We start from the raw sequence: 24,108 nt of genomic DNA, 5'->3' as shown, positions 1-24,108 counted from the left end.
GGCGTCAGCCCCGCATCAGGTCGCGGACGGCATTGAGGACTTCGGTGTTGGAAAACGGCTTGGTCATGAAACGGCTCACGCCGGCCTTTTCGGCCATGTCGCGATCCCGGGCCTGGCCGCGTGCGGTCAGCATCAGCACAGGCAGGTCGGCGGTGGTCGCGTCCTCGCGCAGCTCGCCCAGAATATCGAACCCGCTCTTGCCGGGCAGCATCACGTCCAGCACCACCAGATCCGGCCGGGTGCCGCGAATGACCTCGACCGCGCTGGCGCCATCGGAATGGGCCTCGACCCGCCAGCCGTCGCGGCTCAGCAAAAAGCGCATCGCCTCGACGATGTTCAGCTCGTCCTCGACCAGCAGCACATGCTTGCCCATGTCCGGTGCCTCCCCCCGAAATTTCTCGTTCTGTGCCGGACGGGCCAGCCCCTGGCGGGGCTGCCTCCTGTGCCGTCCGGCGATTGAAGTATTCCCGCTTTTGCGGGCCCTGTCAAAATCCTTCGCTCAGGATCGACGGTTCGCGGCGGCCCGGGCAGCCGTCGCGCGGGCAGACGCGGCATGTCGATCCGACACGCAGCACATCGCCCGCGGCCGCCCCCTCGGACGCGGGGCGAGGCAGGATCAGCATCGTCGCCTGCACCAGCGGGGCCGCATTATAGACCGGGTTGCCCACCGTGCCCGACGCGGCGTAGGTATCGAATTCCGCCTGGCCGCGCCCAAGCTGCGCCACCCGGTCGTGCATCACCTGCCCCGGATGCCCCAGCACCGCAAACAGCGGCCAGAGCGGGCAGCACGCCCCGAAGCGCGGAATGTCGAACCCCGGTAGGGGCCGACGAAAGATCAGGCTGCCAGAGCGATCGCAGACCACCAGCCCCGCCGCCAGCCCCGGAACCGACGCCAGACGGCGCAGGATCATCGGCACGGGCGCATCGAAACTGCGGCTCAGGGCGGCGGGATCGGGGGGCGCACCGCCAAGCGCGTCGCACAGCCGCGACATCGGCACTTGGGCGGCATCGCGCACCACCCGATCCAGCACACCGCGTGCGATGTGGCGGGCCGCGACCGACCGCAGCGGCCCGCCGTCCTTGCCGTCACCGGCCGCGTCGATCATGTCGTCGATGCTCGCCTCTCCCGCCTCGAGTTCGGGAAAGGAATAGTCGTTGGCCGACAAGAACGCCTCGACCTCTTCTTGCGGGGAACTGGCGGCATCGCTGCCGCCCTGATCGTCATCGAGATACGCCACGAGCGCCTTGGAGCTGTCGGCAAGGCGGCGGCTGTCGTCGTTGATGTTGGCGTGAAACCGGTTGCGCCATTCGTCGGAAATATCCGGCTCCTCGGCCAGAATGGCGGCCGTGGCGCGGATCGCGGCGGCGGTGGTCAGCAATTCGTGCACCGAGGCCGCAAGCTGCGGGTCATGCGCCAGACGGTCGGTCAGCGTCTCGATCGTGCGCTCGAGCGCGGCGATGCGGCGGTGCGTGCGGGCCATCGCTTCGGCCCAGCCGGGAAAGCGGCCGGCGAAGTCCTCGGCATATTCGGCGTCGGACGGGGGCAGCCCGGCATCCAGCGCCGCCTCGCGCAGCGTGGCGATCAGCGCGACCTCGGCGCCTTCGGTCAGCATCGACGGCTCCACCCCCAGCACGCGGGCGATGTTGAGCAGAAGTTTCCCGCCGATTCTGCGGCGGTTGTGTTCGATGAGATTGAGGTACGAGGCCGAGATCCCGATCTTGCGCGCCAGTTCGGCCTGCTTGAAGCCGACCACACCGCGGCGTTCGCGGATGCGGCTGCCGGTCAGCCCCTCACGCGGCATGGGCCACCGGGGGTTCATTTTGCCGCAATATCAACGGGTTTCTGCGCTGCAACATCATGTAATTTACAAGTCCGGGCAAATCCTTGTGCAGTTATTTACAAAATTATCGTTTTTATCAAGGGGGTTATTGCGCAATTTTCACAAATCAGGCGATAACGTCTTTGCACCTTTGTGCCTCGTGGCCGGCTTGGGGGAGGTTCCGGCCAGCCACGATCAAAACAATTGGGAGGATTTTCATGTCCAAGATGAACCTGACACGTCGCGGCGTGCTGCAGACCGGCGCAGTTGCCGGCGCGGGTCTGGCGCTGCCGACCTATCTGTCGGCGGCCGCACATTCCGGATTTACCAACGCACCGACCGGCGACACCGTGACACTGGGCTTCAACGTGCCCCAGACCGGCCCCTATGCCGACGAAGGCGCGGACGAGCTGCGCGCGTTTGAACTGGCGGTCGAGCACCTCAATGGCGGGGGTGACGGCGGCATGCTCAACACCTTCTCCTCGAAGGCGCTGGAAGGCAACGGCATCATGGGCAAGAAGGTCCAGTACGTGACCGGCGACACCCAGACGAAATCGGATGCCGCGCGCGCCTCCGCCAAGTCGATGATCGAAAAAGACGGCGCGATCATGATCTCCGGCGGTTCGTCCTCGGGCGTGGCCGTGGCCGTTCAGGGCCTCTGCCAGGAAGCCGGCGTCATCTTCATGGCCGGCCTGACGCACTCCAACGATACGACAGGAAAAGACAAGAAAGCCAATGGCTTCCGTCACTTCTTTAACGCGTATATGTCGGCTGCGGCGCTGGCGCCCGTGCTCAAGAACCTCTATGGCGACGACCGCGCGGCCTATCACCTGACGGCCGACTACACCTGGGGCTGGACGCAGCAGGAATCGATCCAGGCCGCGACCGAAGCCATGGGCTGGTCCACCATCAACGACGTGCGCACGCCGCTCGCCGCGACCGACTTCTCGTCGTATATCGCGCCCGTGCTGAACTCCGGCGCGGATGTGCTGGTTCTGAACCACTACGGCGGGAACATGGTCAATTCGCTGACCAACGCGGTCCAGTTCGGCCTGCGCGACAAACAGGTGAATGGCAAGAACTTCGAGATCGTCGTGCCGCTCTACTCCGAGCTGATGGCCAAGGGTGCCGGTCAGAACATCAAGGGCATCGTCGGTTCGCAGAACTGGGACTGGAAGCTCGAAAACCAGATGGGCGACCGCTACGCGGGCACCAACGCCTTCGTCCAGTCCTTCGGCACCAAGTACGGCTTCCCGCCCAGCCAGGCCGCCCAGACCTGCTATGCGCAGACGCTGCTCTATGCGGATGCCGTGGCACGTGCGGGTTCGTTCAACCCCTGCGCCGTGGGCGAGGCCCTCGCGGGCTTTGAATTCGACGGTCTGGGCAACGGTCCGACGCTCTATCGTGCCGACGATCACCAGTGCTTCAAGGACGTGCTGGTCGTGCGCGGCGCGGAAGACCCGAGCGACGAATTCAACCTTGTCGAAATCGTCGAAGTGACCCCGGCCGAGCAGGTCACCTACGATCCCGAGCATCCGATGTTCGCCGGTGGCGCATTGGGCGAATGCAACCCCGGCGCATAAACGGCCCCGGTTTGCCTTTGACCAGAGGCCGGGCGCGCAGCCCGGCCTCGACCCGCTCCGCCCCTTGGCCGGCCGCTTTGGCCGACAAGCGGCGCAATGACCACAAACCCGACAGGTGGTGATCTCATGGACGCGATACTCCTTCAACTTCTCAATGGCCTCGACAAGGGGTCGGCCTATGCGCTGATCGCTTTGGGGCTGACGCTGATCTTCGGAACGCTTGGCGTCGTGAACTTTGCGCATGGCGCCCTGTTCATGATCGGCGCCTTCTGTGCCGTCACGATGCAGCGGTTCCTGACGCTCAGTTACGAGACCATTGACGAGACGAAGAAAGACTTTCTCGGCAATCCGCTCAAGGTCAGTTCGACCTATGTTGAAAGCTGGTTCGGGCCGAATATCGGATCGACCATAATAGACTGGGCCGTGCCCATCGCCATTGTGATGGCGGTTCCGGTGATGATCGCCATCGGCTTCGTGATGGAGCGCGGGCTGATCAAGCATTTCTACAAGCGCCCGCACGCGGACCAGATCCTCGTGACCTTCGGGTTGGCCATCGTGCTGCAGGAAATCATCAAGTATTTCTACGGCGCCAACCCGATCCCGACGCCCGCGCCCGACATGTTCCGCGGCTCCTTCGACTTCGGTGTGCTGCTGGGCTTTGATCCCAACGCGATTATCTATCCCTACTGGCGATTGGTCTACTTCGCCTTTTCGGCGATAATCATCGGGGCGGTCTTTGCCTTCCTGCAATTCACCACCTTCGGCATGGTCGTCCGCGCCGGCATGGCGGACCGCGAAACCGTGGGCCTGCTGGGCATCAACATCGACAAGCGGTTCACCATCATGTTCGGGATCGCCGCGGCGGTGGCCGGACTGGCGGGCGTGATGTACGCGCCCATCAACAGCCCCAACTACCACATGGGCATGGACTTCCTGGTGCTCAGCTTCGTGGTGGTCGTCGTCGGCGGCATGGGGTCGCTGCCCGGTGCCGTACTGGCCGGGTTCATGCTGGGCATCCTCGAATCCTTTGCCTCGATGAACGAGGTCAAGGACCTGCTGCCCGGGATCGACCAGATCATCATTTATGTCGTCGCAATCATCATCTTGCTGACGCGCCCCCGCGGCCTGATGGGCCGCAAGGGCGTGATGGAGGAATAAGCCATGTTCGGTCTCAATACCAAAGACACCACGCTCCTGCTGATCGTGGCAATGCTGACGATGTTCGCTCCGTTCATCCTCAACCCGTTTCCCGCCGACAGCGCGATGGCGCAGTTCAACGCGGGTTATCCGGATCTGATGCAGCGTTTCGTCATCTTCGGCATCTTCGCCATCGGGTTCAACATCCTGTTCGGCCTCACCGGGTATCTGTCCTTCGGGCACGCGGCCTTTCTGGGGGTCGGATCGTATTCGGCGGTCTGGATGATGAAGCTGCTGACGATGAACGTGATTCCGGCGATTGCGCTGTCGGTCATCGTGGCGGGGCTGTTCTCGGTCGTGATCGGCTACGTCAGCCTGCGGCGCTCTGGCATCTATTTCTCGATCCTGACGCTGGCCTTCGCGCAGATGTCGTTCAACCTTGCCTATTCGGTGCTTACGCCGATCACCAACGGTGAAACGGGTCTGCAGATTTCCCTGTCCGATCCGCGTATCCTGGATGGGGCGGGCGCGGCGCGCTATCCCAACCTCTTCGGGGCGGAGATGAACGACGCGACCACATTGTTCCTGGGCGGCTGGTCCTTCACCTTCTCGGTCGGCTACTACGTCTGTGCGGTAATCATGCTGCTGTGTTTCTACCTGTCGGTCCGCATCTTCCGCTCGCCCTTCGGCATGATGCTGCGGGCGGTGAAATCGAACCAGCAGCGGATGAACTACACCGGGCTCAACACCAAGCCCTACACCCTCGCGGCCTTTGTCATCTCGGGCATGTATGCCGGACTGGCGGGGGGGCTGCTGGCGGCGATGGATCCGCTGGCGGGGGCCGAGCGGATGCAATGGACCGCATCCGGCGAAGTCGTCCTGATGACCATCCTGGGCGGGGCCGGCACGCTGATCGGTCCGGTGCTGGGCGCGGGTTTCATCAAATACTTCGAAAACATCTTTTCCAAGATCAACGACAGCGTGCTGCACAGCTGGTTTTCGTTCATGCCCGATGGCATCGAGGACCTGATGGTCACGCTGGTGCACCCCTTCGTCGGCAAGGGCTGGAGCCTGACGCTGGGTATCATGTTCATGCTGGTGGTGACCTTCCTGCCCGGCGGCCTGGTCGAGGGCGGTCAGCGCATCGGCCGGTTGCTGCGCCGCAAACCCGCCAAGGACGACAGCGCCAGCGGCAAAACCGAACCTGCGGAATAAGGAGGGGTCCAATGGGTATCCTTGAAGTCAAGAACGTCGGAAAACGCTTTGGCGGCCTGCAGGCACTGGGCGACGTGAACCTGAGCATCGCGGAGGGGTCCGTCCATGCGATCATCGGGCCCAACGGCGCGGGCAAGTCCACGCTGCTGAACTGCCTGGTGGGCAAACTGATCCCGGACACCGGATCGGTGATGTTCGACGGGCAGTCGGTGCTGGGGCGCAAACCCTACGAGATCAACCAGATGGGCATTTCCCGCGTGTTTCAGACGCCCGAGATCTTTGGCGATCTGACGGTGATGGAAAACATGCTGATCCCGTGTTTCGCCAAGCGCGACGGCGCGTTCGAATTGAACGCGATCACCCGGGTGGTGAACCAGCACGACGTGATCGACAAGGCCGAAGCGATGCTGTCGGACATGAACATGATCGAAAAGCGGCATATGCACGCCTCGTCGCTGTCGCGCGGCGACAAGCGGCGGCTTGAGATCGGCATGTGCCTGGCGCAGGATCCGCGGCTTTTGCTGCTGGACGAGCCGACGGCGGGCATGGCGCGCGCCGACACCAACAACACCATCGACCTGCTCAAGCAGATCAGCGACGAGCGCGACATCACGATCGCCATCATCGAACATGATATGCACGTGGTGTTTTCTCTCGCGCAGCGGATCACCGTCCTGGCCCAGGGCACCCCGCTGGTCGAGGACACCCCCGACAAGATCAAGGGCCACCCCAAGGTGCGCGAAGCCTATCTGGGCGAGACCGCGCATTAACCCAAGGACGCCAAGCAGGGCCCCGCGCCCTGCCCCGCCCCCCACCGCGAGGAGACAGCCATGAACGTGAAGCCGGACTTTTCCAAGAATGCCAACCATGCCGCCACTGCACCCGCCTTTCTGTCGGTCTGGGACATGCATGCCTACTACGGCGAAAGCTATATCGTGCAGGGCGTCAGCTTTAACGTGCACGAAGGTGAAATCCTAGCTCTGCTGGGGCGCAACGGCGCGGGCAAGACGTCGACGTTGCGCGCGATTGCGCGGCTTGATAATCCGCAGGTGCGCAGGGGCGAGATCTGGCTCGATCACCAGCCGTTGCACAACATGGCAAGCCACGAGGCCTCTGCCGCGGGGCTTGGACTTGTGCCCGAAGACCGGAGGATCATCCCCGGTCTGACCGTCGAGGAGAACCTGAAGCTGGCGCAGATCGCGCCGCCCGTCGGCTGGTCGATCGAGCGGCTGTACGAGCTGTTTCCGCGTCTTGGCGAGCGGCGCGCGCAGGAGGGCGTGACCCTGTCGGGCGGTGAGCAGCAGATGCTGGCGATTGCCCGGGCGTTGGCGCGCGACATCAAGGTGCTGCTGCTGGACGAACCCTACGAGGGTCTCGCGCCGGTGATCGTGGACGAGATCGAAAAGACCCTTCGGATCATCAAGGATCAGGGCATCACCACCGTGATCGTCGAGCAAAACGCGGTGCGCGCGCTGCAACTGGCGGACCGGGCGGTGATTCTGGATACCGGTGGCATCGTGTTCGACGGGACCGCCGCCGACGTGCTGGACAACAAGGAACTGCGCGAGGAATACCTCGCGATCTGAGGCCGCGCGCGGGCGGCGGGCGATGTCGGGGCTCTGCCCCTGACCCCGAGGTGTTTTCAGGCCAAAAGAAACATGCGGCAGGGCGTGCGATCGGTGGATCGCGCGCCCTTTTGACTTTGCCGCGCGCCGCGGGAACCCCATGCTGGCAAGAGGCGGCTTTCATAAGGTCAACCCATGCCCTATAAGCTGGGGCAAATGGCAGGGGCCGGACTGACAAGGGCCCGCCTGGAACCGGTCGAGGATAGCTATGACGAAGACGAACCATGATGCAGATGTGGCCTTTATTCAGGCCCTGGCGGAACTGCTACGCGCAAACGATCTGACTGAATTGCAAGTCAAACGCGACTATGGCGAAGACGACAGCCTGAACGTGCGGGTCAGCCGCAAGATGGAACAACAGCCCGTCGCACAGATGTTTTCGGCAGCCAGCGCACCGACGCCGACAAACGCGCCCGCCGCCGCCGCGCCCGCACCGGCGGCCGCCGCGTCCGAAGACCCCGCCGATCACCCCGGCGCCGTGTCGTCGCCGATGGTGGGCACGGTCTACATGCAGGCCGAACCGGGCGCTGCGCCATTCATCAGCGTCGGCACGCAGGTCGCGGAGGGCGACACGCTGCTGATCGTCGAGGCGATGAAGACGATGAACCACATCCCCGCTCCGCGCGCGGGCACGATCAAGCGCATCATCGTCGAGGACGGCGCGGCGGTCGAATACGGCACGCCGCTTGTGATCCTCGAGTAAGGGGCGCAGCGTCATGTTCAAGAAAATCCTGATTGCAAACCGCGGTGAAATCGCGCTCCGCGTCGTGCGCGCCGCGCGCGAGATGGGCATCGGAACGGTAGCCGTCCACTCCACCGCCGACAGCGACGCGATGCATGTGCGCATGGCCGACGAGAGCGTCTGCATCGGCCCGCCGTCGAGCACGCAAAGCTATCTGTCGATACCCGCGATCATTTCCGCCTGTGAGATCACCGGCGCGGAGGCGATCCACCCCGGCTATGGCTTTCTGAGCGAAAATGCGGGCTTTGTGCAGGTGGTGGAAGATCACGACCTGACTTTTATCGGCCCCACCGCCGAACATATCCGCATCATGGGCGACAAGATCACCGCCAAGGAGACGATGAAAAAGCTCGGCGTGCCCTGTGTGCCCGGCAGCGACGGCGGTGTCGCCACGCTGGAGGACGCCAAGCGCCTGGGCGATGAGATCGGATACCCGGTGATCATCAAGGCCACCGCCGGCGGTGGCGGGCGCGGCATGAAGGTCGCACAGACCGCGCGTGACATGGAAAAGGCGTTCATGACCGCGCGGGCCGAGGGCAAGTCGAACTTCGGCAACGACGAAGTCTATATCGAGAAATACCTGACCACGCCGCGCCACATCGAAATCCAGGTTTTTGGCGATGGCAAGGGCAACGCGGTGCATCTGGGCGAGCGCGACTGCTCGCTGCAACGCCGCCACCAGAAAGTGTTCGAGGAGGCCCCCGGCCCCGTCATCACCCCCGAGGAACGCGCGCGGATCGGCAAGACCTGTGCCGATGCGGTGGCGCGGATCAACTATATCGGCGCGGGAACGATCGAATTCCTCTATGAGAACGGCGAGTTCTTTTTCATCGAAATGAACACCCGCCTGCAGGTGGAACATCCGGTGACCGAAGGCATCTTTGGCGTGGATCTTGTGCGCGAACAGATCCGCGTGGCCGCCGGGCTGCCGATGTCGTTCGCCCAGGACGACCTGAAGATCAACGGCCACGCCATCGAAGTCCGGATCAACGCCGAAAAGCTGCCGACCTTTTCGCCCTGTCCGGGCCGGATCACGCAGTACCATGCGCCCGGCGGGTTGGGCGTGCGAATGGATAGTGCACTGTACGACGGCTACAAGATCCCGCCCTATTACGACAGCCTTATCGGCAAGCTGATCGTGCATGGCCGCGACCGGCCCGAGGCGCTGGCGCGTCTGCACCGGGCCCTGGGAGAGCTGATCGTGGACGGCGTGGACACGACCGTACCGCTGTTTCATGCCCTGCTCGAGGAGCCGGACGTGCTGAACGGCACCTATAACATCCACTGGCTGGAGCATTGGCTCGAGACCAATCTCGGCACCAGTTGATCGGCGGACTACGTGCTGACGCCGGAATTGCTGATGCATGGGTATTCCATCGGGATCTTTCCGATGGCCGAACACCGCGACGACCCGGATATCTTCTGGGTCGATCCGCGGCGGCGCGGGATCCTGCCGCTGGAGGGGTTTCACGCGTCGCGGTCGCTGCGCCGCGCGATGCGGAACACCCGGTTCGAGATCAGTTACGATCAGGATTTCGCCGGTGTGGTCGAAGGTTGCGCGGATCGCGCCGACACCTGGATCAACGCGGAAATCCGCGATCTGTACCTTGCCCTGCATGCCCGTGGACAGGCCCATTCCATCGAAGTCTGGGAGGGTGCCGTGCTGGTCGGTGGCGTCTATGGCGTCACGTTGGGCGCTGCGTTTTTCGGTGAAAGCATGTTTTCGCGGCGCACCAACGCGTCGAAGATCGCGCTGGCCTGCCTTGTCGGGCGGCTGTGCGAGGCGGGGTTCACGCTGTTCGATACGCAGTTCGTGACCGACCACTTGCTACGCCTCGGCGGGCAGGAGATCAGCCGCGAGGAGTATCACAAGAGGCTGGACGCCGCGCTGGCGCGCGAGGCGGAGTTCAATGCGCCGCCCGTGCGCTCCCCTCAGGACGTGGTGCAGCTCATGACCCAGACATCGTAGCGCGGGTGATCCATCGCGCTCAGCGCCGGGGCCGACGCGACCATCCAGCCGCTGAACAGCGTGCCGGTTTGCCCCATTTCCGAGATTTCCAGCGCCGCATAGGCGTTGCCGGCCGGGTTGCCCACCGGATACCGGCAATCGTCCAGCGTGATCTGCAGGGTGCCAAAGGCCGCGGTGGTGCCGGCGGCCAGTTCGATGTCGCTGGTGACGCCGTTGATCTTGTCGAGCCCCCGCAGCACCGCACCGGGGGCCTGGCTGACCTGTTCCTGCGCATCCAAGGCGACGACGCTCATCACGGCCATCCCGGCAGCCAGGCACACCGCGCGCAGCATCATTCCCCTGCCCCGCTGTCGCCGCTGCCGGTCACGAACTTGAGCAGGAGCGATATCAGGCTGACGGCGCCTTGGGTGTCTTCGATGGTGGCGCCCGGCTCAAAGAAGAACGGCGATCCGCCGGGCACGATTTCGATGAAATTGCCGCCCAGCAACCCTTCGGATGCGACCGTGATGGCGCTGTCGTCGGGGATCGCGATGTCCTGCTGGACCGCCACGGTGGTGCTGGCGCGGTAGGTTTCGATGTTCAGTTCGATATCGGTCACGGTGCCGACCTTGACGCCCGCAAGCCGCACGTCGCTGCCGACGGTGATGCCTTCGATGCTGCGAAAGCTGGCGGTCAGCGGATAGGTCGCGCTGCCGGTGGCATAGCCGGTGGCTTGGCCTGCATAGAGCATGAACGCTATGGCCCCCGCCAGAACGGCGCCGCCAACGATAACTTCTGTGCTGTTTTCAGACATTTCTCGCGGGCCTTATTCCGGGGTCCAAGCCTCGTAATCGCTGCGCACGGCGGGATCGGAACGGCGGATCGATCCCTTGGGCGCATAGGCCAGCGGGGTGCCGGTCAGGTTTTCCTGATGCGGCTTTTCCCAGGGCTTGTGCGGCAGCGGTTTCGCTGTGGGTGGCTCGTTCCAGGTATGGTGCATCCAGCCGTGCCAGTCAGGGTCGATCCGGCTGGCTTCCGCCTCACCGTTGAAGATCACCCAGCGGCGGGATTTGTCGCGGGTCTCGTAGAACACGTTGCCCTGGCTGTCTTCTCCGACCTTGACGCCTTTGCGCCATGTCCAAAGCTGGGTATTGAGCGTCTGGCCGTTCCACCATGTGACTGCGCGCAGAAGGGAATTGACGATGCCCATGAAAGCCTCCGAAAGCTGGTTGGCCCACATATGACGCAAGCCCGGCGAAAGGTCCAGCGCGATGCGGGCGATTGGCGGGCCTGTGCTACTCCCGTCCGGGCAGCATCGCGGTGACTTCAATCTCGATCCGGTACTTGGGGTCGATAAGCCCGCATTCGATCATCGTGGCGACGGGAGGGTTGTCGCCGAAGGCCTCCGCCAGCAGCGGCCAGCACGGCTCGAACTCACTCCGGTCTGGCAGCATGTAGGTCACGCGCACCACGTCCGAAAAGCGGCATCCGGCCTCGGCCAGCGCGGTGCGAACCACGTCGAGCGCCGAGGCGCATTGTTCGACGACTCCCTCCGGCACATCCGGACCTGCCGCAACCGTGCCCGCGACATGCACGAAACCGCCCGCGATCACGGCCCGGCAATAGCCGATCTTGGATTCAAAGGCGCCACCGGAGTGAATACGAGTGATCGTCATCTGTGCGTGTCCTTGCTGTGCTGTCCTGGTGTCCGGCACCCGCGCCGGGCGTGGGACATGAAAAAGGCGGGCCATTGTGGCCCGCCCGATGTGTCGTGTTGCGCGCCGTTCCGGGCGATCGTCCCGCTCCAGCGGAGCGGATCACCCCGCCGAGGCCGGCGCTTTCTCCGCGTCGGCGTGGATCATCAGCGGGTTGGCGTCGGACATCACCGCCTCTTCGTTCACCACGACCTCTGTCACGCTGTCGAGCCCCGGCAGATCGAACATGGTATCGAGCAGGATATCCTCCAGGATGGAGCGCAGACCCCGTGCGCCGGTCTTGCGCTCGATGGCGCGCTTGGCGATCGCCTTGAGCGCATCATCGGTGAAGGTCAGCTGCGTGTCCTCCAGCTCGAACAGGCGCTGGTACTGCTTGACCAATGCGTTCTTGGGCTGCGTCAGGATGGTGACAAGCGCGTCCTCGTCCAGATCCTCGAGCGTCGCCAGAACCGGAAGGCGGCCGACAAATTCGGGGATCAGGCCGAATTTCAGCAGGTCTTCGGGTTCCAGATCGGTAAAGATTTCGCCGATGCCGCGCGCGTCCTTGTCGCGCACATCCGCGCCAAACCCCATCGCCGATCCCTTGCCGCGCGCCGCGATGATCCGGTCCAGTCCGGCAAAGGCACCGCCGCAGATGAACAGGATGTTCGTGGTGTCCACCTGCAGGAATTCCTGCTGCGGATGCTTGCGCCCGCCCTGCGGCGGCACGCTCGCGACCGTACCCTCCATCAGCTTGAGCAGCGCCTGCTGCACGCCCTCGCCCGACACGTCGCGCGTGATCGAGGGGTTCTCGGACTTGCGGGTGATCTTGTCGACCTCGTCGATGTAGACGATGCCGCGCTGCGCGCGCTCGACATTGTATTCCGAGCTTTGCAGCAGCTTGAGGATGATGTTCTCGACGTCTTCGCCCACGTAACCGGCTTCGGTCAGCGTGGTTGCATCGGCCATCGTGAACGGCACATCGAGGATGCGCGCCAACGTCTGCGCCAGCAGCGTCTTGCCGCAGCCGGTCGGGCCAATCAGCAGGATATTGGATTTCGCCAGTTCGATATCGCCGCCCTTCTGGGCGTGATTGAGGCGCTTGTAGTGGTTGTGCACCGCGACCGAGAGGACCTTTTTCGCGTTTGCCTGCCCGATCACGTAATCGTCAAGTACATCGCAGATATCCTTGGGCGTCGGCACACCGTCGGTGGATTTCAACCCGCTGGCCTTGGTCTCTTCGCGGATGATGTCCATGCAAAGTTCGACGCATTCATCGCAGATGAACACGGTCGGCCCCGCGATCAGCTTGCGCACCTCGTGCTGGCTTTTGCCGCAAAAGCTGCAGTAAAGCGTATTCTTGCTGTCGCCCGTCGTATTCGTAGCCATGTCAACCCTTTCAGGTCTTGCGTTCCATCAGCGCCGCCCCGATGGGCGGTGCGTGCCCGTGTCGCGTGTATCGCACCCCAAGCTTAGGGCAGCCCCGGCGGGTCCACAATCGCAAAATCATGGCAGCCCGCCGCGGCGCTTTGTCTTACTTCGCTTCGTCGTCCGCCTTGCCGCGGCTTTCGACGATCTCGTCGATCAGGCCCCAGTTCTTGGCATCCTCGGGCGACATGAAGTTGTCACGCTCCAGCGCCTCTTCCACTTTCTTCAAAGTCTGGCCTGTGTGCTTGACATATATCTCGTTCAGGCGCGTTTTGAGTTTCTGGGTTTCCTGTGCGTGGATCATGATATCCGTCGCCTGGCCCTGATACCCGCCAGAGGGCTGGTGCACCATCACACGGCTGTTGGGCAGCGAAAACCGCATCCCCGCCTCGCCCGCCGTCAGCAGCAGCGACCCCATCGACGCCGCCTGCCCGATGACCAGCGTGCTGACCTTGGGCTTGATGTATTGCATCGTGTCATAGATCGACAGGCCGCTGGTCACCACGCCACCGGGCGAATTGATGTACATGCTGATTTCCTTGGACGGGTTTTCCGCCTCGAGGTGCAGCAATTGCGCAACGATCAGCGACGACATTCCATCGTGCACCGGGCCTGACAAGAAGATGATCCGTTCCTTGAGCAGGCGCGAAAAAATGTCATAGGCACGCTCGCCCCGGCTGGTCTGTTCGACCACCATCGGAACGAGGGTGTTCATGTACGTGTCGTAGGGATCATTCATGGAATCTGCCTGTTTGATTTGTGCGCCCGGGACCATACCAAGGCAACCGTTACACAAAGCTTAGTATCGGCACTGGGGGGCTGCAAGGGGGGCCGGACAGATCGCAGTCAGGTCACGGGCAAATCGACCGTCCGGCGCGCTTGCATCCCTCGGCCGATCGCCTGCGTCCTTGAACGCCGCCGCCCCCGGCCTAACTCGCCCGGAATGAGCGTCGCATTGACCCATTTCCCGCCCAACCGCACCGACGCCCTGCACCGGCTGGCGCGTTTCGTCCCCCATGCCGCGCGCGACTATGCCGCGCGCCGCAACTACGATCTGGGGCCGGGCGCGCATCAGCACGTCTCGACCCTGTCGCCCTACCTGCGCACCCGCCTTGTGACCGAAGAGGAGGTTCTGGCCGCCGTGCTGGGCCGCCACGCCGCGTCCTCGGCGGAAAAATTCGTTCAGGAAGTGTTCTGGCGCACCTATTGGAAAGGCTGGCTGGAACTGCGCCCCGGCGTCTGGGCCGATTACCAGACCCAAGTGCGCCGCGCGGTGGACGACCTGCAGACGCAGGGCGGTCTGCGCCAGCGGTGGGAGGCCGCCTGCGCGGGCGACACCGGCATCGCGTGTTTCGACGCCTGGGCGCGGGAACTGGCGCAGACGGGGTATCTGCACAATCACGCGCGCATGTGGTTCGCGTCGATCTGGGTGTTCACGCTCGACCTGCCTTGGGTGCTGGGTGCGGATTTCTTTCTGCGGCACCTGCTGGATGGCGATCCGGCGTCCAACACGCTTGGCTGGCGCTGGGTCGCGGGGCTTCAGACGCGCGGCAAGACCTATGCCGCCCGGCCCGACAATATCGCGAAATATACCGATGGCCGTTTCGATCCGACCGGGCAACTTGCGCGCGAGGCGCCCGCCCTGTCCCCCGCCGGACCGGACCCGGAGCCACGCGCCCTGCCCACGGGCCAGACCCCGCCCGATCCCGGCCTGCGCACCGGGTTCATCCTGCATACCGACGATCTGAGCCCGGCGTTCATCTTGGATCGCGGAATCGCCCCGGTAGCCACCCTGCCCGTCGATGCCGCCAGCACGCAAAGCCCCTTGCATCCCGCGCCGCACAGGGCCGCCTTTCATCACGCCGCCCTGCAAGACGTCACGACCCGCTGGGCCGAACGCCTTGGCGACGTGGCCCCGGTGGCAGGCGATGCGCAGGCGGTGGCGGACTGGGCCGCAGGCGCGGGAATCGACCAGATCGTGATGGCGCACGCCCCCGTCGGGCCCAACGCCGATCTGCTGGCGCGGATGGCCGATCACCCGGACATGCCGCCGGTGACCGCGGTGCGCCGCGATTTCGACAGCCGCGCCTGGCCACACGCGACCAAGGGCTTCTTTCCGTTCAAAAAGCACATCCCCGATCTTCTGGCCGCCGCCGGGCTGTAGCGGTCAGGAACGGCGGGCTTGCCGTGCGCCGCATATTCCACCTAAGGTAGCACACCGACGCCAGAGGGCGGGACCACGCGATTTCAGTGGAACCTGTCACGCCAAGGTTACAATCATCGGGCAGTCCATCGTCATCGACCTCGCGCCGCTGTCTTGCGTCGCGGCCTTTGATACGCATCATTCCGACTGGAGCTGCCCATGACCCGCAAAGATATCATCAACGACCCCGAAATCGGCAACAAGGCCGAGGCCTTCGAGGCCTTCGACGACATTCCAACGAACCCCAACCTGGGCCGCACCATCGGCGATGTGATCAATCGCCGTTATGGCCGCCGCGACATGCTGCGCGGGATGCTGGGCGTGACCGCGACGACCGCGCTGTTCGGCACATCCGCGATGATCGCACCCAAGCAGGCCGCCGCCGCCGCCCATGCGGCAAGCCGTTATAAATTCGACGAAATCGCATGGGGCAACGACACCACGCATCATATCGCGGAAGGCTATGACGCGCAGGTGCTGTTGCGCTGGGGCGATCCGATCACCGCCGACGCGCCCGAATTCGACGTGATGAACCAGACCGCCGAGGCGCAACTCAAGCAATTCGGGTACAACAACGACTACGTGGGCTTTACCGCGCTGAACGACGACGGCACGCGCGGGCTGCTGTGCGTGAACCACGAATACACAAACGAAGAAGTGATGTTTCCCGGCCTTGGCCGCCAGGATCGCGCCGCCTTCGAGGGCATGACGCGCGACTTGGTCGACATCGAAATGGCCGCGCACGGCGGCACGGTGGTCGAGATCGCGCGCGGCGACGACGGCACATGGGCCGTGGTCCGCGACAGCACCTACAACCGGCGGATCACGCCGCTGGCGACCGAGATGACGATCGACGGCCCCGCCGCGGGCCATCCCCGGATGCAGACCAACGCCGACCCCGAGGGCATGACCGTCATCGGCACCGTCAACAACTGCGCCGGCGGCATGACCCCTTGGGGCACCTACCTGATGGCCGAGGAAAATTTTCACGGCTATTTCTGGACCGACAAGGTCGATGCCGAAGGCAAGCCGGACGTCACCGGGATGGAAGAGGCCGAGGCCAGGCGCAACCGACGCTATGGCGTGCCCGGCATGTGGTATGCCTGGGGCAAATACCACGACCGCTGGAACATCGATCGCGAACCCAACGAGCCGAACCGCTGGGGCTGGATCGTCGAGGTGGACCCGCGCGATCCCTCGGCGAAGCCGGTCAAGCACACCGCGTTGGGCCGTTTCCGCCACGAGGGCGCGGAAACCACGATCAGCACCGATGGCAAGCTGGTGATCTACTCGGGCGACGACAACCGCTTTGATTACCAATACAAATACGTCTCTGGCGGCACCGTGACGGACGACCGTGCGGCCAATTCGAGGCTGCTGAGCGATGGCACGCTCTACGTCGCGCGTTTCGACGAGGACGGCACCGTGGAGTGGATGCCGCTGGTGCATGGGCAGGGTCCGCTGACGACGGACAACGGGTTCAACGATCAGGCCGACGTGATGATCGACACGCGCCTCGCGGCCGACCTGTTGGGCGCCACCCCGATGGACCGCCCCGAAGACGCGCAGCCGGGCCCCGGCGGCACCGCCTACATCATGCTGACCAACAACACCAAGCGCCAGCCCGATCAGGTCAACGCCGCCAACCCGCGCCCCGAAAGCGCGTTCGGCCACATCATCGAGATCAGGGAGGACAACGGCGATCACGCCGCGATTCGCGGCGCCTGGTCGATCCTCGTGAAATGCGGCGATCCCAGCGTCGAGGACGTCGGCGCGCAGTGGAACCCCGAGACATCGGAGCACGGCTGGTTCAGTTCGCCCGACAACGCCGCGGTGGATGCCGAAGGGCGGCTGTGGATTTCGACCGACCAGGGATCGGGCTGGAGCAAGACCGGGAAATCCGATGGCCTCTATGCGCTGGAGACCGAAGGCGACCTGCGCGGCGCCTCGAAGCTGTTCTTCCGCTGCCCCGTCGGCGGCGAGCTGTGCGGCCCCTACTTCACCGACGACGGCGAAACGCTGTTCCTTGCGGTGCAGCACCCCGGCACGGACGGCACCAAGGCTCTCACCGGGTTCGAGCGCGACAGCACCTTCGAGGATCCCGCGACGCGCTGGCCCGACTTCGACCCCGCGATGCCGCCGCGCCCCTCGGTCCTGGTGGTGACCAAGACAGGCGGCGGCAAGATCGCGGTCTGACGATTTCCGACCGAAAACCGGCCGTCAGAACACGACGCCCCGCCTTTACCGGCGGGGCTTTTTCCGCGAAGGGTGCCCCCCGCTCCGCCAGCACCATGTTGGCCGCGCCGGTCCGGGTCAGCCGCCCAGGCAGTCCGCCATCGCCCGCGCCATGCCGCGCAGCAAGGCCGGATAGAACCCCGGCCCCGGCGGACTATCCAGGCCCAGCGGGTCCAGCGTCGCGATCCGCACGGCCTGTCCCTCGGCCACCGCGTCGATCAGGCCGGTGTTCACCTGTGGCTCGACAAAGGCGCATGTGACGCCCGACCGGGCAATTGCATCGCGCACCTCGTCCAGGTGGGCAGGCCCCGGATCGCTGGCATCGCCCAACGACAGGGCGGCAACAGCCTCGGTGCCGAACCGCGCTTCGAAATAATGGTAGGCGTCGTGAAAGACGACGAACGGACGGCCCTGCAACGGTGTCAGCAGCGCGGCGATCTCGGCCTCAAGCGCGTCAAGATCGGCCTGCGCGCTGGCGGCATTCGCGCGGTAGGTGGCGGCATGCGCCGGATCGAGCGCCGACAACCGCGCCGCGATCGCCTCAAGCCAGACAGAGGCGTTGCGCGGGTCGAGCCATGCGTGCGGATCGGAAGCCTCCTCTTGATGGGTCGTCTCGTCATGACCGTGATCGTGGTCGTGGTCGTCGGCCTCGAACGCCGCCCCCTCGCGAAAGGGCAGCAAGATGGTGCCGGGGGCTTCCAGCAGGGTCAGCCTGTCGGCCCCCTGCGCCAGCGTGTCGATCGGTCCTTGCAGCCACGGTGTCAGCGCGGGCCCGATCCAGATGACAAGATCCGCGCGCGACAGCGCCCGCGCCTCGCTCGGTCGCATCGCGTGGCCGTGCGGCGACGCGCCCGGCGGAACCACCAGATCGGGCGTGCCGACCCCCGCCATCACCTGCGCGACAAGCCCGTGGACCGGTGCGATATCGGTGGCCACGCGCGGGGCATCGGCGGTGGCGGCGGCAGGCAGGGCAAGGACATAGAGGCAAAAAGCGAAGAGACGGGTGAGCATGATGGCGATCCTCGGTGGCTGCGGATCGGTTCTTGCTAATGTGGATGTTATAACATATCAATCCCTGAAATGCAGATCGGACCGCACGGATGACGACCATCGGATTTCAAAACCACGATCACGCCGCCTGCGTCAGCGACACGCTGGCGCGGGCCCGCGCGCAATGCGCCCGTGACGGGTTGAACCTGACACCGGTGCGGCAACGCGCGCTGGAAATCCTGCTGCGCGAACACCGCGCGCTGGGGGCCTACGACCTGCTGGGACATCTGGCGCAGGACGGGCTGGGCCACCAGCCACCGGTCGCCTACCGGGCGCTGGATTTCCTGGTCAAGGCGGGCTTTGCCCACAAGATCGAGGCGCTGAACGCCTATATCGCCTGCGCCCATCCCGGCGCCGATCACGCGCCCGCGTTCCTGATCTGCCGCACCTGCAAATCCGTGGCCGAAGCCGACACCGCCGTGGGTCGGGGCCGTCTGGGCGATGCCGCCCGCGCGGCGGGCTTTGTCATCGAACGCACCGTGGTCGAGGCCGAGGGCCTCTGCCCCGCCTGTCAGGATCACGGCTGATGGCGCTGATCGAGACCCGCGGGCTGACGCTGGCCCATGGCGGGCAGATCGTACTGCGCGGGGTGGATTTTCGTATCGACAAGGGCGAGATCGTGACCATCGTCGGGCCGAACGGATCGGGCAAGTCCAGCCTTCTGCGCGCGCTCATCGGTGCGCTGGTTCCGGCGGGCGGTACGGTGGCGCGCGCGCGGGGGCTGCGCATCGGTTACGTACCGCAAAGCCTTGCGATCGACGCCACGCTGCCGCTGACGGTGGCGCGCTTTCTGAACCTGCCGTCGCGCCACGGCGCGGCCGACATCGCCGCCGCGCTGGACAAGGCCGGCCTGCCCGATCTGGCGGAACAGCAGATGGCGGGCCTGTCGGGCGGACAGTTTCAGCGCGTTCTGCTGGCGCGCGCGTTGCTGGCCCGGCCCGACATCCTGATCCTGGATGAGGCGACGCAGGGGCTGGACCAGCCGGGGGCCGCGTCGTTTTACCGCCAGATCGAGGCGGTCAGACGCGATCTGGGCTGTGCCGTGCTGATGGTCAGCCACGATCTGCACGTCGTGATGGCCGCATCGGATCGGGTCTTGTGCCTGAACGGGCATGTCTGCTGCGAGGGGACGCCCGAACTGGTGGCCAGCGCGCCCGAGTATCGCGCGCTCTTTGGCACCGGCACCCAAGGGGCGCTGGCGCTGTATCGGCACGAGCACAGCCATTCGCACGGGCCGGACAGGCACCATCATCATCATGACCACGATCCCGACCACGGTCACGAGGCGCAGAACTGATGCTGGACGATTTCGTGATCCGCGCGGCGCTTGCCGGGCTTGGCGTGGCGCTGGCCGCAGCCCCGCTTGGGTGTTTCGTGGTCTGGCGGCGGATGGCCTATTTCGGCGACGCCACCAGCCATGCCGCCCTTCTGGGCGTTGCACTGGCGCTGGCGCTGGACCTGCCGGTCTTTGGCGGCGTTCTGGCGGTAGCGCTGGCGATGGCGGTGCTGATCACCGCATTGTCGGGGCGCGGGATCGGGTCGGACGCGCTGCTGGGGGTCATTGCGCATGCGGCGCTGGCCTTGGGCCTGGTGGCGGTCTCGTTTCTGCCGGGCGTACGGATCGACCTGATGGGATACCTGTTCGGCGACATCCTTGCGGTATCGGCGGGCGATCTGGCGGTGATCTGGGCCGGCGTGGCGCTTGTCGTGGCGCTGCTGGCGTGGCGATGGGTTCCGCTGCTGACGGCGACCCTCAGCCCCGATCTGGCGCAGGCCAGCGGCATCGCGCCGCGGCGCGAACAGTTGCTGATGACGCTGGCGCTGGCCATCACGGTCGCCGTGGCGATCAAGGTGGTTGGCGCGCTGCTGATTGCCGCCTTGCTGATCATCCCCGCCGCGGCCGCGCGACCCTTTGCCCGCACGCCCGAGGCCATGGCGGTGATCGCCGCGATCATCGGCGGCGCGTCGGCCCTTGGGGGGTTGATGTTGTCGTTTGCCTTCGACACCCCCACCGGCCCCACCATCGTCAGCCTTGCCGCGGCGGTGTTCGTCGTCTCGACCAGCCTCGGCGCCGCGCGCGGCACCGCCGGCTAGACCCCCAGGTAGCGATCCGCCACGCTGGCGGCCAGGTCGCCCATCGGCCCGGCCCAGACGGTGCTGCCGCGTTCCAGAATGACGGCACGGTCGGCCACGGCGCGCAATTCGGCCAGCGATTTGTCCACCACCAGCAGCGACAGCCCCGCTTCGCGCTTGAGCGTCGCCAGCGCGGACCAGATTTCCTGCCGCACGACCGGGGCCAGCCCTTCGGTCGCCTCGTCCAGAATAAGCAGCCGCGGGTTGGTCATCAGTGCGCGCCCGATGGCCAGCATCTGCTGTTCGCCGCCCGACAGCGAGGCCGCCACCTGATCGCGGCGTTCGCCCAGTCGTGGAAACAGCTTGCACACGCGCGCGAAATCCCATGGTCCGGGGCGCGCGGCGGCGATCAGGTTTTCATGCACCGTCAGCGGCGCGAAACACCGCCGCCCCTCCGGCACCAGCCCCAGACCGGTGCGTGCCGCCCGGTGCGGCGGCAACCGGGTCAGATCCTGTCCGGCGAATTCGACCGTGCCGCGGGCTTCCTTCAGCAGCCGGCAGATCACCTTGATGGTCGAAGACTTGCCCATCCCGTTGCGCCCCATCAGGGCACAGACCTCGCCCTCCTCCAACGCCAGATCGACGCCGAAAAGCGCCTGGCTGGGGCCGTAGAACGCCTCGACACCGCGGAGTTGCAGAAAGCTCATGCCGCATCCTCCGCGCCCAGATAGGCTTCGCGGACAAGGGGGTCGGCCCGTATCTCTTCGGCGGTGCCGGTGGCGATAATCCGGCCATAGACCAGCACCGAAATGCGGTCCGCCAGCGCAAAGACCGCGTCCATGTCATGCTCCACCAACAGGATCGGCGCCTCGTGGCGCAGATCGTCGAGAAATCCGGTCAGGCGTTTCGATCCGCTGGCGCCCAGCCCCGCCATCGGTTCGTCCATCAAGAAGACATGCGGGTTCAGCGTCAGCGCCACGGCGACCTCCAGAAGACGGCGCTGCCCGTGACTGAGGTCGGCGGTGCGCTTGTGCGCGTGATCCATCAGCCCGACACGGTGCAACGCGGCCTCGGCCCGCGCCCGCAGATCGGCGTCGCGCATCACGGGGCGAAAAAAACGCCAGACGGTGCCGCGCCGCCCCAACGCCCCCAACACCGCGTTTTGCAGCACGGTGTAGTCCATGGCGAGCGAACTGATCTGGAATGTGCGGCCAAGCCCCGCGCGGGCACGCTCGACCGTCGAGAGCGGCGTGACATCGCGCCCTTCGAACCACACTTCGCCCGCGTCGGGGGCAAGGTTTCCCGCGATCTGCTTGATCAGGGTGGATTTGCCCGCGCCATTGGGGCCGATCAGCGCGTGGATTTCACCGGGATAGAGCGTCAGCGACACGTCGTCGGTCGCCACCAGCGCGCCAAAGGCCTTGCGCAGGTGCTTGATCTGCAAGAGCGGTTCAGTCATGCGCCACCTCCCGTCCGGCCGCAAGGCCGATCATTCCGCCGCGCGCGAACAGCACCACCAACAGCAACAAGCCCCCCAGGTACACGTGCCAATAGTCCGACAGGCCGCCCAGAACGTGTTCGAGCAGGATGAACAGCGCAGCCCCCGCGACCGGACCAAAGAGCCGCCCCACCCCGCCGAGGATGACGAAAATCATGATTTCGCCCGACATCTGCCAACTGAACATCGTCGGGCTGACGAACCGGTTGAGATCGGCAAAAAGCGCACCGGCCAGCCCGGTCACGGCGCCCGATAGCACAAAGGCCACCAGGCGCAGCCTGTAGGGCGCAAGGCCCACCGTCTCGACCCGTTCGGGGTTCTGGCGGGCAGCGGCCAGCGCCAGGCCGAAGGGCGCGCGCGCCAGCCTGCCGGCGAAGAACAGAACCGCCGCCAGCACGACGAAGGCCACGGCGAAGAATTGTATCGGGTCCAGCGTATTGAGGCCGGGAAAGCCGTTGCGCACGTAGATCGACAGCCCGTCCTCGCCGCCATACGCCGGCCAGCTTATCGCGAAGTAGTAGAGCATCTGGCCAAAGGCCAGGGTGATCATGATGAAATAGACCCCGGTGGTCCGCAGGCTGAGCGCCCCGATGGCCAATGCGGCAAGTGCGCTGGCCAGGATGGCCACCAGCCAGATCACCGGCATGGATGTCGTGCCCTCGATCAAGACGGGCGTCTGCATGAGCGGCGCATAGCTTTGGGCGTGGCTGGCGAGGATGCCCATCGCGTAGCCGCCGATGCCGAAAAACGCCGCGTGGCCCAGGCTGACCAGCCCGCCGAGGCCCAGGGCGATGTTCAGCCCGACACCCGCAAGCGCGAGGATCGCGACCTTGGTGGCCAGCGTGATGATAAAGGGTTCGTCCATCCACAGGGCAATCAGCGCCGTGGCGGGCAGCAACGCAAACAGCGCCCAGTTGATCAGGGTTTCGCGCTGGATCATGTCGTGCTCCCGAACAGGCCGGTGGGTTTGTAGAGCAGCACAGCCGCCATGAGGATGTAGATCGACATCGACGCCAGCGAAGAGCCCACGCTGCTGGCGCTCGATGCCTCCATGAACGTGGCGAAGAGCGGCGGCAGCAGCACGCCGCCCAGCGTATCGGTCAGACCCACCAGAAGCGCGCCCACCAGCGCGCCCTTGATCGACCCGATGCCGCCGATGACGATCACCACGAAGGCGAGGATCAGCACCGGCTCGCCCATGCCGACCTGAACCGACTGGATCGCCCCCACCAGCGCGCCCGCCAGCCCCGCCAGCGCCGCGCCCAGCGCAAAGACCAGCGTGTAGAGCTTTGAGATATCGACGCCCAGCGCGGCGATCATTTCGCGGTCCGCCTCGCCCGCGCGGATCTGGATGCCGATGCGCGTGCGCGCGATCAGTTGGAACAGGCCCACCGCGATGGCAAGGCCGATGGCGATAATCAGCAGGCGGTAGGCCGGATACAGGATCCCGCCGGGCAGCGACACGGGCTGCGCGAGGGCTGCCGGAATATCCAGAAACAGCGGAAACGACCCAAAGACCCATCGCGTGCCTTCGGAGAACATCAGGATCAGCGCGAAGGTCGCCAGCACCTGGTCCAGATGGTCGCGGTCATAAAGCCGGCGGATCACCAACAGCTCGACCAGCGCGCCGGCGGCGGCGGCGGCGATCAGGCTGGCCAGCAGCGCCAACACGAAGGATCCCGTCAGCCCGGCCACCGCGGCGGCGGCAAAGGCGCCGACCATGTACAGCGACCCATGCGCGAGGTTGATCAAGCCCATCACACCGAATATCAACGTCAGCCCCGCTGCCATCAAGAACAGCATGACGCCGAACTGCAGCCCATTCAGAACCTGTTCGATCAGCAATATCAAAGACAT

26 protein-coding genes are annotated in these 24,108 nt (G+C 65.1%); 13 read left to right on the top strand and 13 right to left on the bottom strand.

The features are described from left to right. Nucleotides 1-4: 4 nt before the first annotated feature. Entirely contained in the window at nucleotides 5-373 is a 369-nt protein-coding gene (locus tag FDT80_RS00335; RefSeq protein ID WP_138660263.1) for a response regulator transcription factor, read from the bottom strand. A gap of 112 nt (nucleotides 374-485) precedes the next feature. Further along, a complete protein-coding gene (locus tag FDT80_RS00330; protein ID WP_138660262.1) occupies nucleotides 486-1,802 on the bottom strand; it encodes a helix-turn-helix transcriptional regulator in 1,317 nt (438 codons plus the stop codon). A 236-nt stretch (nucleotides 1,803-2,038) separates the two neighbouring features. Between FDT80_RS00330 and FDT80_RS00325 the strand changes: the two genes are divergently transcribed. The 8 genes from FDT80_RS00325 to aat all read left to right on the top strand — a co-directional run bounded on the left by FDT80_RS00325 (nucleotide 2,039) and on the right by aat (nucleotide 10,091). After that, on the top strand, nucleotides 2,039-3,403 hold the full coding sequence (locus FDT80_RS00325) for a substrate-binding protein (RefSeq protein ID WP_138660261.1): 1,365 nt from the start codon (nucleotides 2,039-2,041) through the stop codon (nucleotides 3,401-3,403). A 126-nt stretch (nucleotides 3,404-3,529) separates the two neighbouring features. Beyond that, nucleotides 3,530-4,561 carry a branched-chain amino acid ABC transporter permease gene (locus FDT80_RS00320; RefSeq protein ID WP_138660260.1) on the top strand — a complete coding sequence of 344 codons (1,032 nt, stop codon included), beginning with the start codon at nucleotides 3,530-3,532 and terminating at the stop codon, nucleotides 4,559-4,561. Nucleotides 4,562-4,564: 3 nt separating this feature from the next. Continuing rightward, nucleotides 4,565-5,755 (top strand): branched-chain amino acid ABC transporter permease, encoded by a 1,191-nt coding sequence (locus FDT80_RS00315; RefSeq protein ID WP_138660259.1) that lies wholly within the window; start codon nucleotides 4,565-4,567, stop codon nucleotides 5,753-5,755. Between the two features lie 11 nt (nucleotides 5,756-5,766). Beyond that, nucleotides 5,767-6,525 carry an ABC transporter ATP-binding protein gene (locus FDT80_RS00310; protein ID WP_138660258.1) on the top strand — a complete coding sequence of 253 codons (759 nt, stop codon included), beginning with the start codon at nucleotides 5,767-5,769 and terminating at the stop codon, nucleotides 6,523-6,525. Between the two features lie 60 nt (nucleotides 6,526-6,585). Beyond that, complete coding sequence (locus tag FDT80_RS00305) at nucleotides 6,586-7,341, top strand: ABC transporter ATP-binding protein (RefSeq protein ID WP_138660257.1); 756 nt, start codon at nucleotides 6,586-6,588, stop codon at nucleotides 7,339-7,341. A 247-nt stretch (nucleotides 7,342-7,588) separates the two neighbouring features. After that, nucleotides 7,589-8,083: an acetyl-CoA carboxylase biotin carboxyl carrier protein gene (gene accB, locus FDT80_RS00300; RefSeq protein ID WP_138660256.1), complete on the top strand. Its 495-nt coding sequence runs from the start codon at nucleotides 7,589-7,591 to the stop codon at nucleotides 8,081-8,083. Nucleotides 8,084-8,096: 13 nt separating this feature from the next. Beyond that, nucleotides 8,097-9,449 carry an acetyl-CoA carboxylase biotin carboxylase subunit gene (gene accC, locus FDT80_RS00295; RefSeq protein WP_138660255.1) on the top strand — a complete coding sequence of 451 codons (1,353 nt, stop codon included), beginning with the start codon at nucleotides 8,097-8,099 and terminating at the stop codon, nucleotides 9,447-9,449. Between the two features lie 33 nt (nucleotides 9,450-9,482). Then, a complete protein-coding gene (gene aat, locus FDT80_RS00290; RefSeq protein ID WP_138661721.1) occupies nucleotides 9,483-10,091 on the top strand; it encodes a leucyl/phenylalanyl-tRNA--protein transferase in 609 nt (202 codons plus the stop codon). Here aat and FDT80_RS00285 read toward each other — a convergent pair. The 6 genes from FDT80_RS00285 to FDT80_RS00260 all read right to left on the bottom strand — a co-directional run bounded on the left by FDT80_RS00285 (nucleotide 10,055) and on the right by FDT80_RS00260 (nucleotide 13,931). Further along, a complete protein-coding gene (locus FDT80_RS00285) occupies nucleotides 10,055-10,384 on the bottom strand; it encodes a DUF2155 domain-containing protein (RefSeq protein ID WP_342777622.1) in 330 nt (109 codons plus the stop codon). The two genes, aat and FDT80_RS00285, sit on opposite strands and share 37 nt — an antisense overlap. A 38-nt stretch (nucleotides 10,385-10,422) precedes the next feature. Beyond that, nucleotides 10,423-10,884 carry an outer membrane lipid asymmetry maintenance protein MlaD gene (mlaD, locus tag FDT80_RS00280; RefSeq protein WP_138660254.1) on the bottom strand — a complete coding sequence of 154 codons (462 nt, stop codon included), beginning with the start codon at nucleotides 10,882-10,884 and terminating at the stop codon, nucleotides 10,423-10,425. A 12-nt stretch (nucleotides 10,885-10,896) separates the two neighbouring features. Further along, the gene (locus tag FDT80_RS00275) at nucleotides 10,897-11,280 is read right to left on the bottom strand and encodes an NADH:ubiquinone oxidoreductase subunit NDUFA12 (RefSeq protein WP_138661720.1); all 384 of its coding nucleotides are present in this window, start codon (nucleotides 11,278-11,280) and stop codon (nucleotides 10,897-10,899) included. Between the two features lie 85 nt (nucleotides 11,281-11,365). Beyond that, nucleotides 11,366-11,746 carry a RidA family protein gene (locus FDT80_RS00270; RefSeq protein WP_138660253.1) on the bottom strand — a complete coding sequence of 127 codons (381 nt, stop codon included), beginning with the start codon at nucleotides 11,744-11,746 and terminating at the stop codon, nucleotides 11,366-11,368. Nucleotides 11,747-11,887: 141 nt separating this feature from the next. Next, nucleotides 11,888-13,153 (bottom strand): ATP-dependent Clp protease ATP-binding subunit ClpX, encoded by a 1,266-nt coding sequence (gene clpX, locus FDT80_RS00265; protein WP_138660252.1) that lies wholly within the window; start codon nucleotides 13,151-13,153, stop codon nucleotides 11,888-11,890. Nucleotides 13,154-13,298: 145 nt separating this feature from the next. Beyond that, nucleotides 13,299-13,931 (bottom strand): ATP-dependent Clp protease proteolytic subunit, encoded by a 633-nt coding sequence (locus tag FDT80_RS00260; protein WP_138660251.1) that lies wholly within the window; start codon nucleotides 13,929-13,931, stop codon nucleotides 13,299-13,301. Between the two features lie 216 nt (nucleotides 13,932-14,147). Here FDT80_RS00260 and FDT80_RS00255 point away from each other — a divergent pair, with 216 nt between their 5' ends. Beyond that, the gene (locus tag FDT80_RS00255) at nucleotides 14,148-15,356 is read left to right on the top strand and encodes an FAD-binding domain-containing protein (RefSeq protein WP_342777621.1); all 1,209 of its coding nucleotides are present in this window, start codon (nucleotides 14,148-14,150) and stop codon (nucleotides 15,354-15,356) included. 198 nt (nucleotides 15,357-15,554) lie between these two features. After that, entirely contained in the window at nucleotides 15,555-17,591 is a 2,037-nt protein-coding gene (locus tag FDT80_RS00250) for a PhoX family protein (RefSeq protein ID WP_138660249.1), read from the top strand. A 117-nt stretch (nucleotides 17,592-17,708) separates the two neighbouring features. Here FDT80_RS00250 and FDT80_RS00245 read toward each other — a convergent pair whose 3' ends face one another. After that, nucleotides 17,709-18,641 carry a zinc ABC transporter substrate-binding protein gene (locus FDT80_RS00245; RefSeq protein WP_138660248.1) on the bottom strand — a complete coding sequence of 311 codons (933 nt, stop codon included), beginning with the start codon at nucleotides 18,639-18,641 and terminating at the stop codon, nucleotides 17,709-17,711. Between the two features lie 89 nt (nucleotides 18,642-18,730). Between FDT80_RS00245 and FDT80_RS00240 the strand changes: the two genes are divergently transcribed. Genes FDT80_RS00240 through FDT80_RS00230 form a run of 3 tightly spaced genes read left to right on the top strand, consistent with a single transcriptional unit; the run spans nucleotide 18,731 to nucleotide 20,774 of the window. Beyond that, nucleotides 18,731-19,207 (top strand): helix-turn-helix domain-containing protein, encoded by a 477-nt coding sequence (locus FDT80_RS00240; protein ID WP_138660247.1) that lies wholly within the window; start codon nucleotides 18,731-18,733, stop codon nucleotides 19,205-19,207. After that, nucleotides 19,207-19,977 carry an ATP-binding cassette domain-containing protein gene (locus tag FDT80_RS00235; protein ID WP_138660246.1) on the top strand — a complete coding sequence of 257 codons (771 nt, stop codon included), beginning with the start codon at nucleotides 19,207-19,209 and terminating at the stop codon, nucleotides 19,975-19,977. Before FDT80_RS00240 ends, FDT80_RS00235 begins: the two co-directional genes overlap by 1 nt. After that, a complete protein-coding gene (locus tag FDT80_RS00230) occupies nucleotides 19,977-20,774 on the top strand; it encodes a metal ABC transporter permease (RefSeq protein ID WP_138660245.1) in 798 nt (265 codons plus the stop codon). The genes FDT80_RS00235 and FDT80_RS00230 overlap by 1 nt, the downstream gene beginning before the upstream one ends. On the opposite strand, the gene FDT80_RS00225 is transcribed toward FDT80_RS00230, so the two are convergent. From FDT80_RS00225 to FDT80_RS00210, 4 genes are read right to left on the bottom strand one after another with little or no spacing between them, the layout of a single operon-like run. After that, nucleotides 20,771-21,460 carry an ABC transporter ATP-binding protein gene (locus tag FDT80_RS00225; RefSeq protein ID WP_138660244.1) on the bottom strand — a complete coding sequence of 230 codons (690 nt, stop codon included), beginning with the start codon at nucleotides 21,458-21,460 and terminating at the stop codon, nucleotides 20,771-20,773. The two genes, FDT80_RS00230 and FDT80_RS00225, sit on opposite strands and share 4 nt — an antisense overlap. Then, nucleotides 21,457-22,212: an ABC transporter ATP-binding protein gene (locus FDT80_RS00220; protein WP_138660243.1), complete on the bottom strand. Its 756-nt coding sequence runs from the start codon at nucleotides 22,210-22,212 to the stop codon at nucleotides 21,457-21,459. Before FDT80_RS00220 ends, FDT80_RS00225 begins: the two co-directional genes overlap by 4 nt. Further along, nucleotides 22,205-23,188, bottom strand: a complete 984-nt coding sequence (locus FDT80_RS00215; protein ID WP_138661719.1) for a branched-chain amino acid ABC transporter permease — start codon at nucleotides 23,186-23,188, stop codon at nucleotides 22,205-22,207. Before FDT80_RS00215 ends, FDT80_RS00220 begins: the two co-directional genes overlap by 8 nt. Further along, nucleotides 23,188-24,108, bottom strand: coding sequence for a branched-chain amino acid ABC transporter permease (locus FDT80_RS00210; RefSeq protein ID WP_138660242.1), 921 nt, complete (start codon nucleotides 24,106-24,108; stop codon nucleotides 23,188-23,190). The genes FDT80_RS00215 and FDT80_RS00210 overlap by 1 nt, the downstream gene beginning before the upstream one ends.

Origin of the sequence: Sulfitobacter sabulilitoris, assembly GCF_005887615.1 — a bacterium.
GTDB lineage: Bacteria > Pseudomonadota > Alphaproteobacteria > Rhodobacterales > Rhodobacteraceae > Sulfitobacter_E > Sulfitobacter_E sabulilitoris.
Note: the sequence above shows the minus strand (reverse complement) of the source record. Positions and strands in the feature narration are given on the sequence as shown.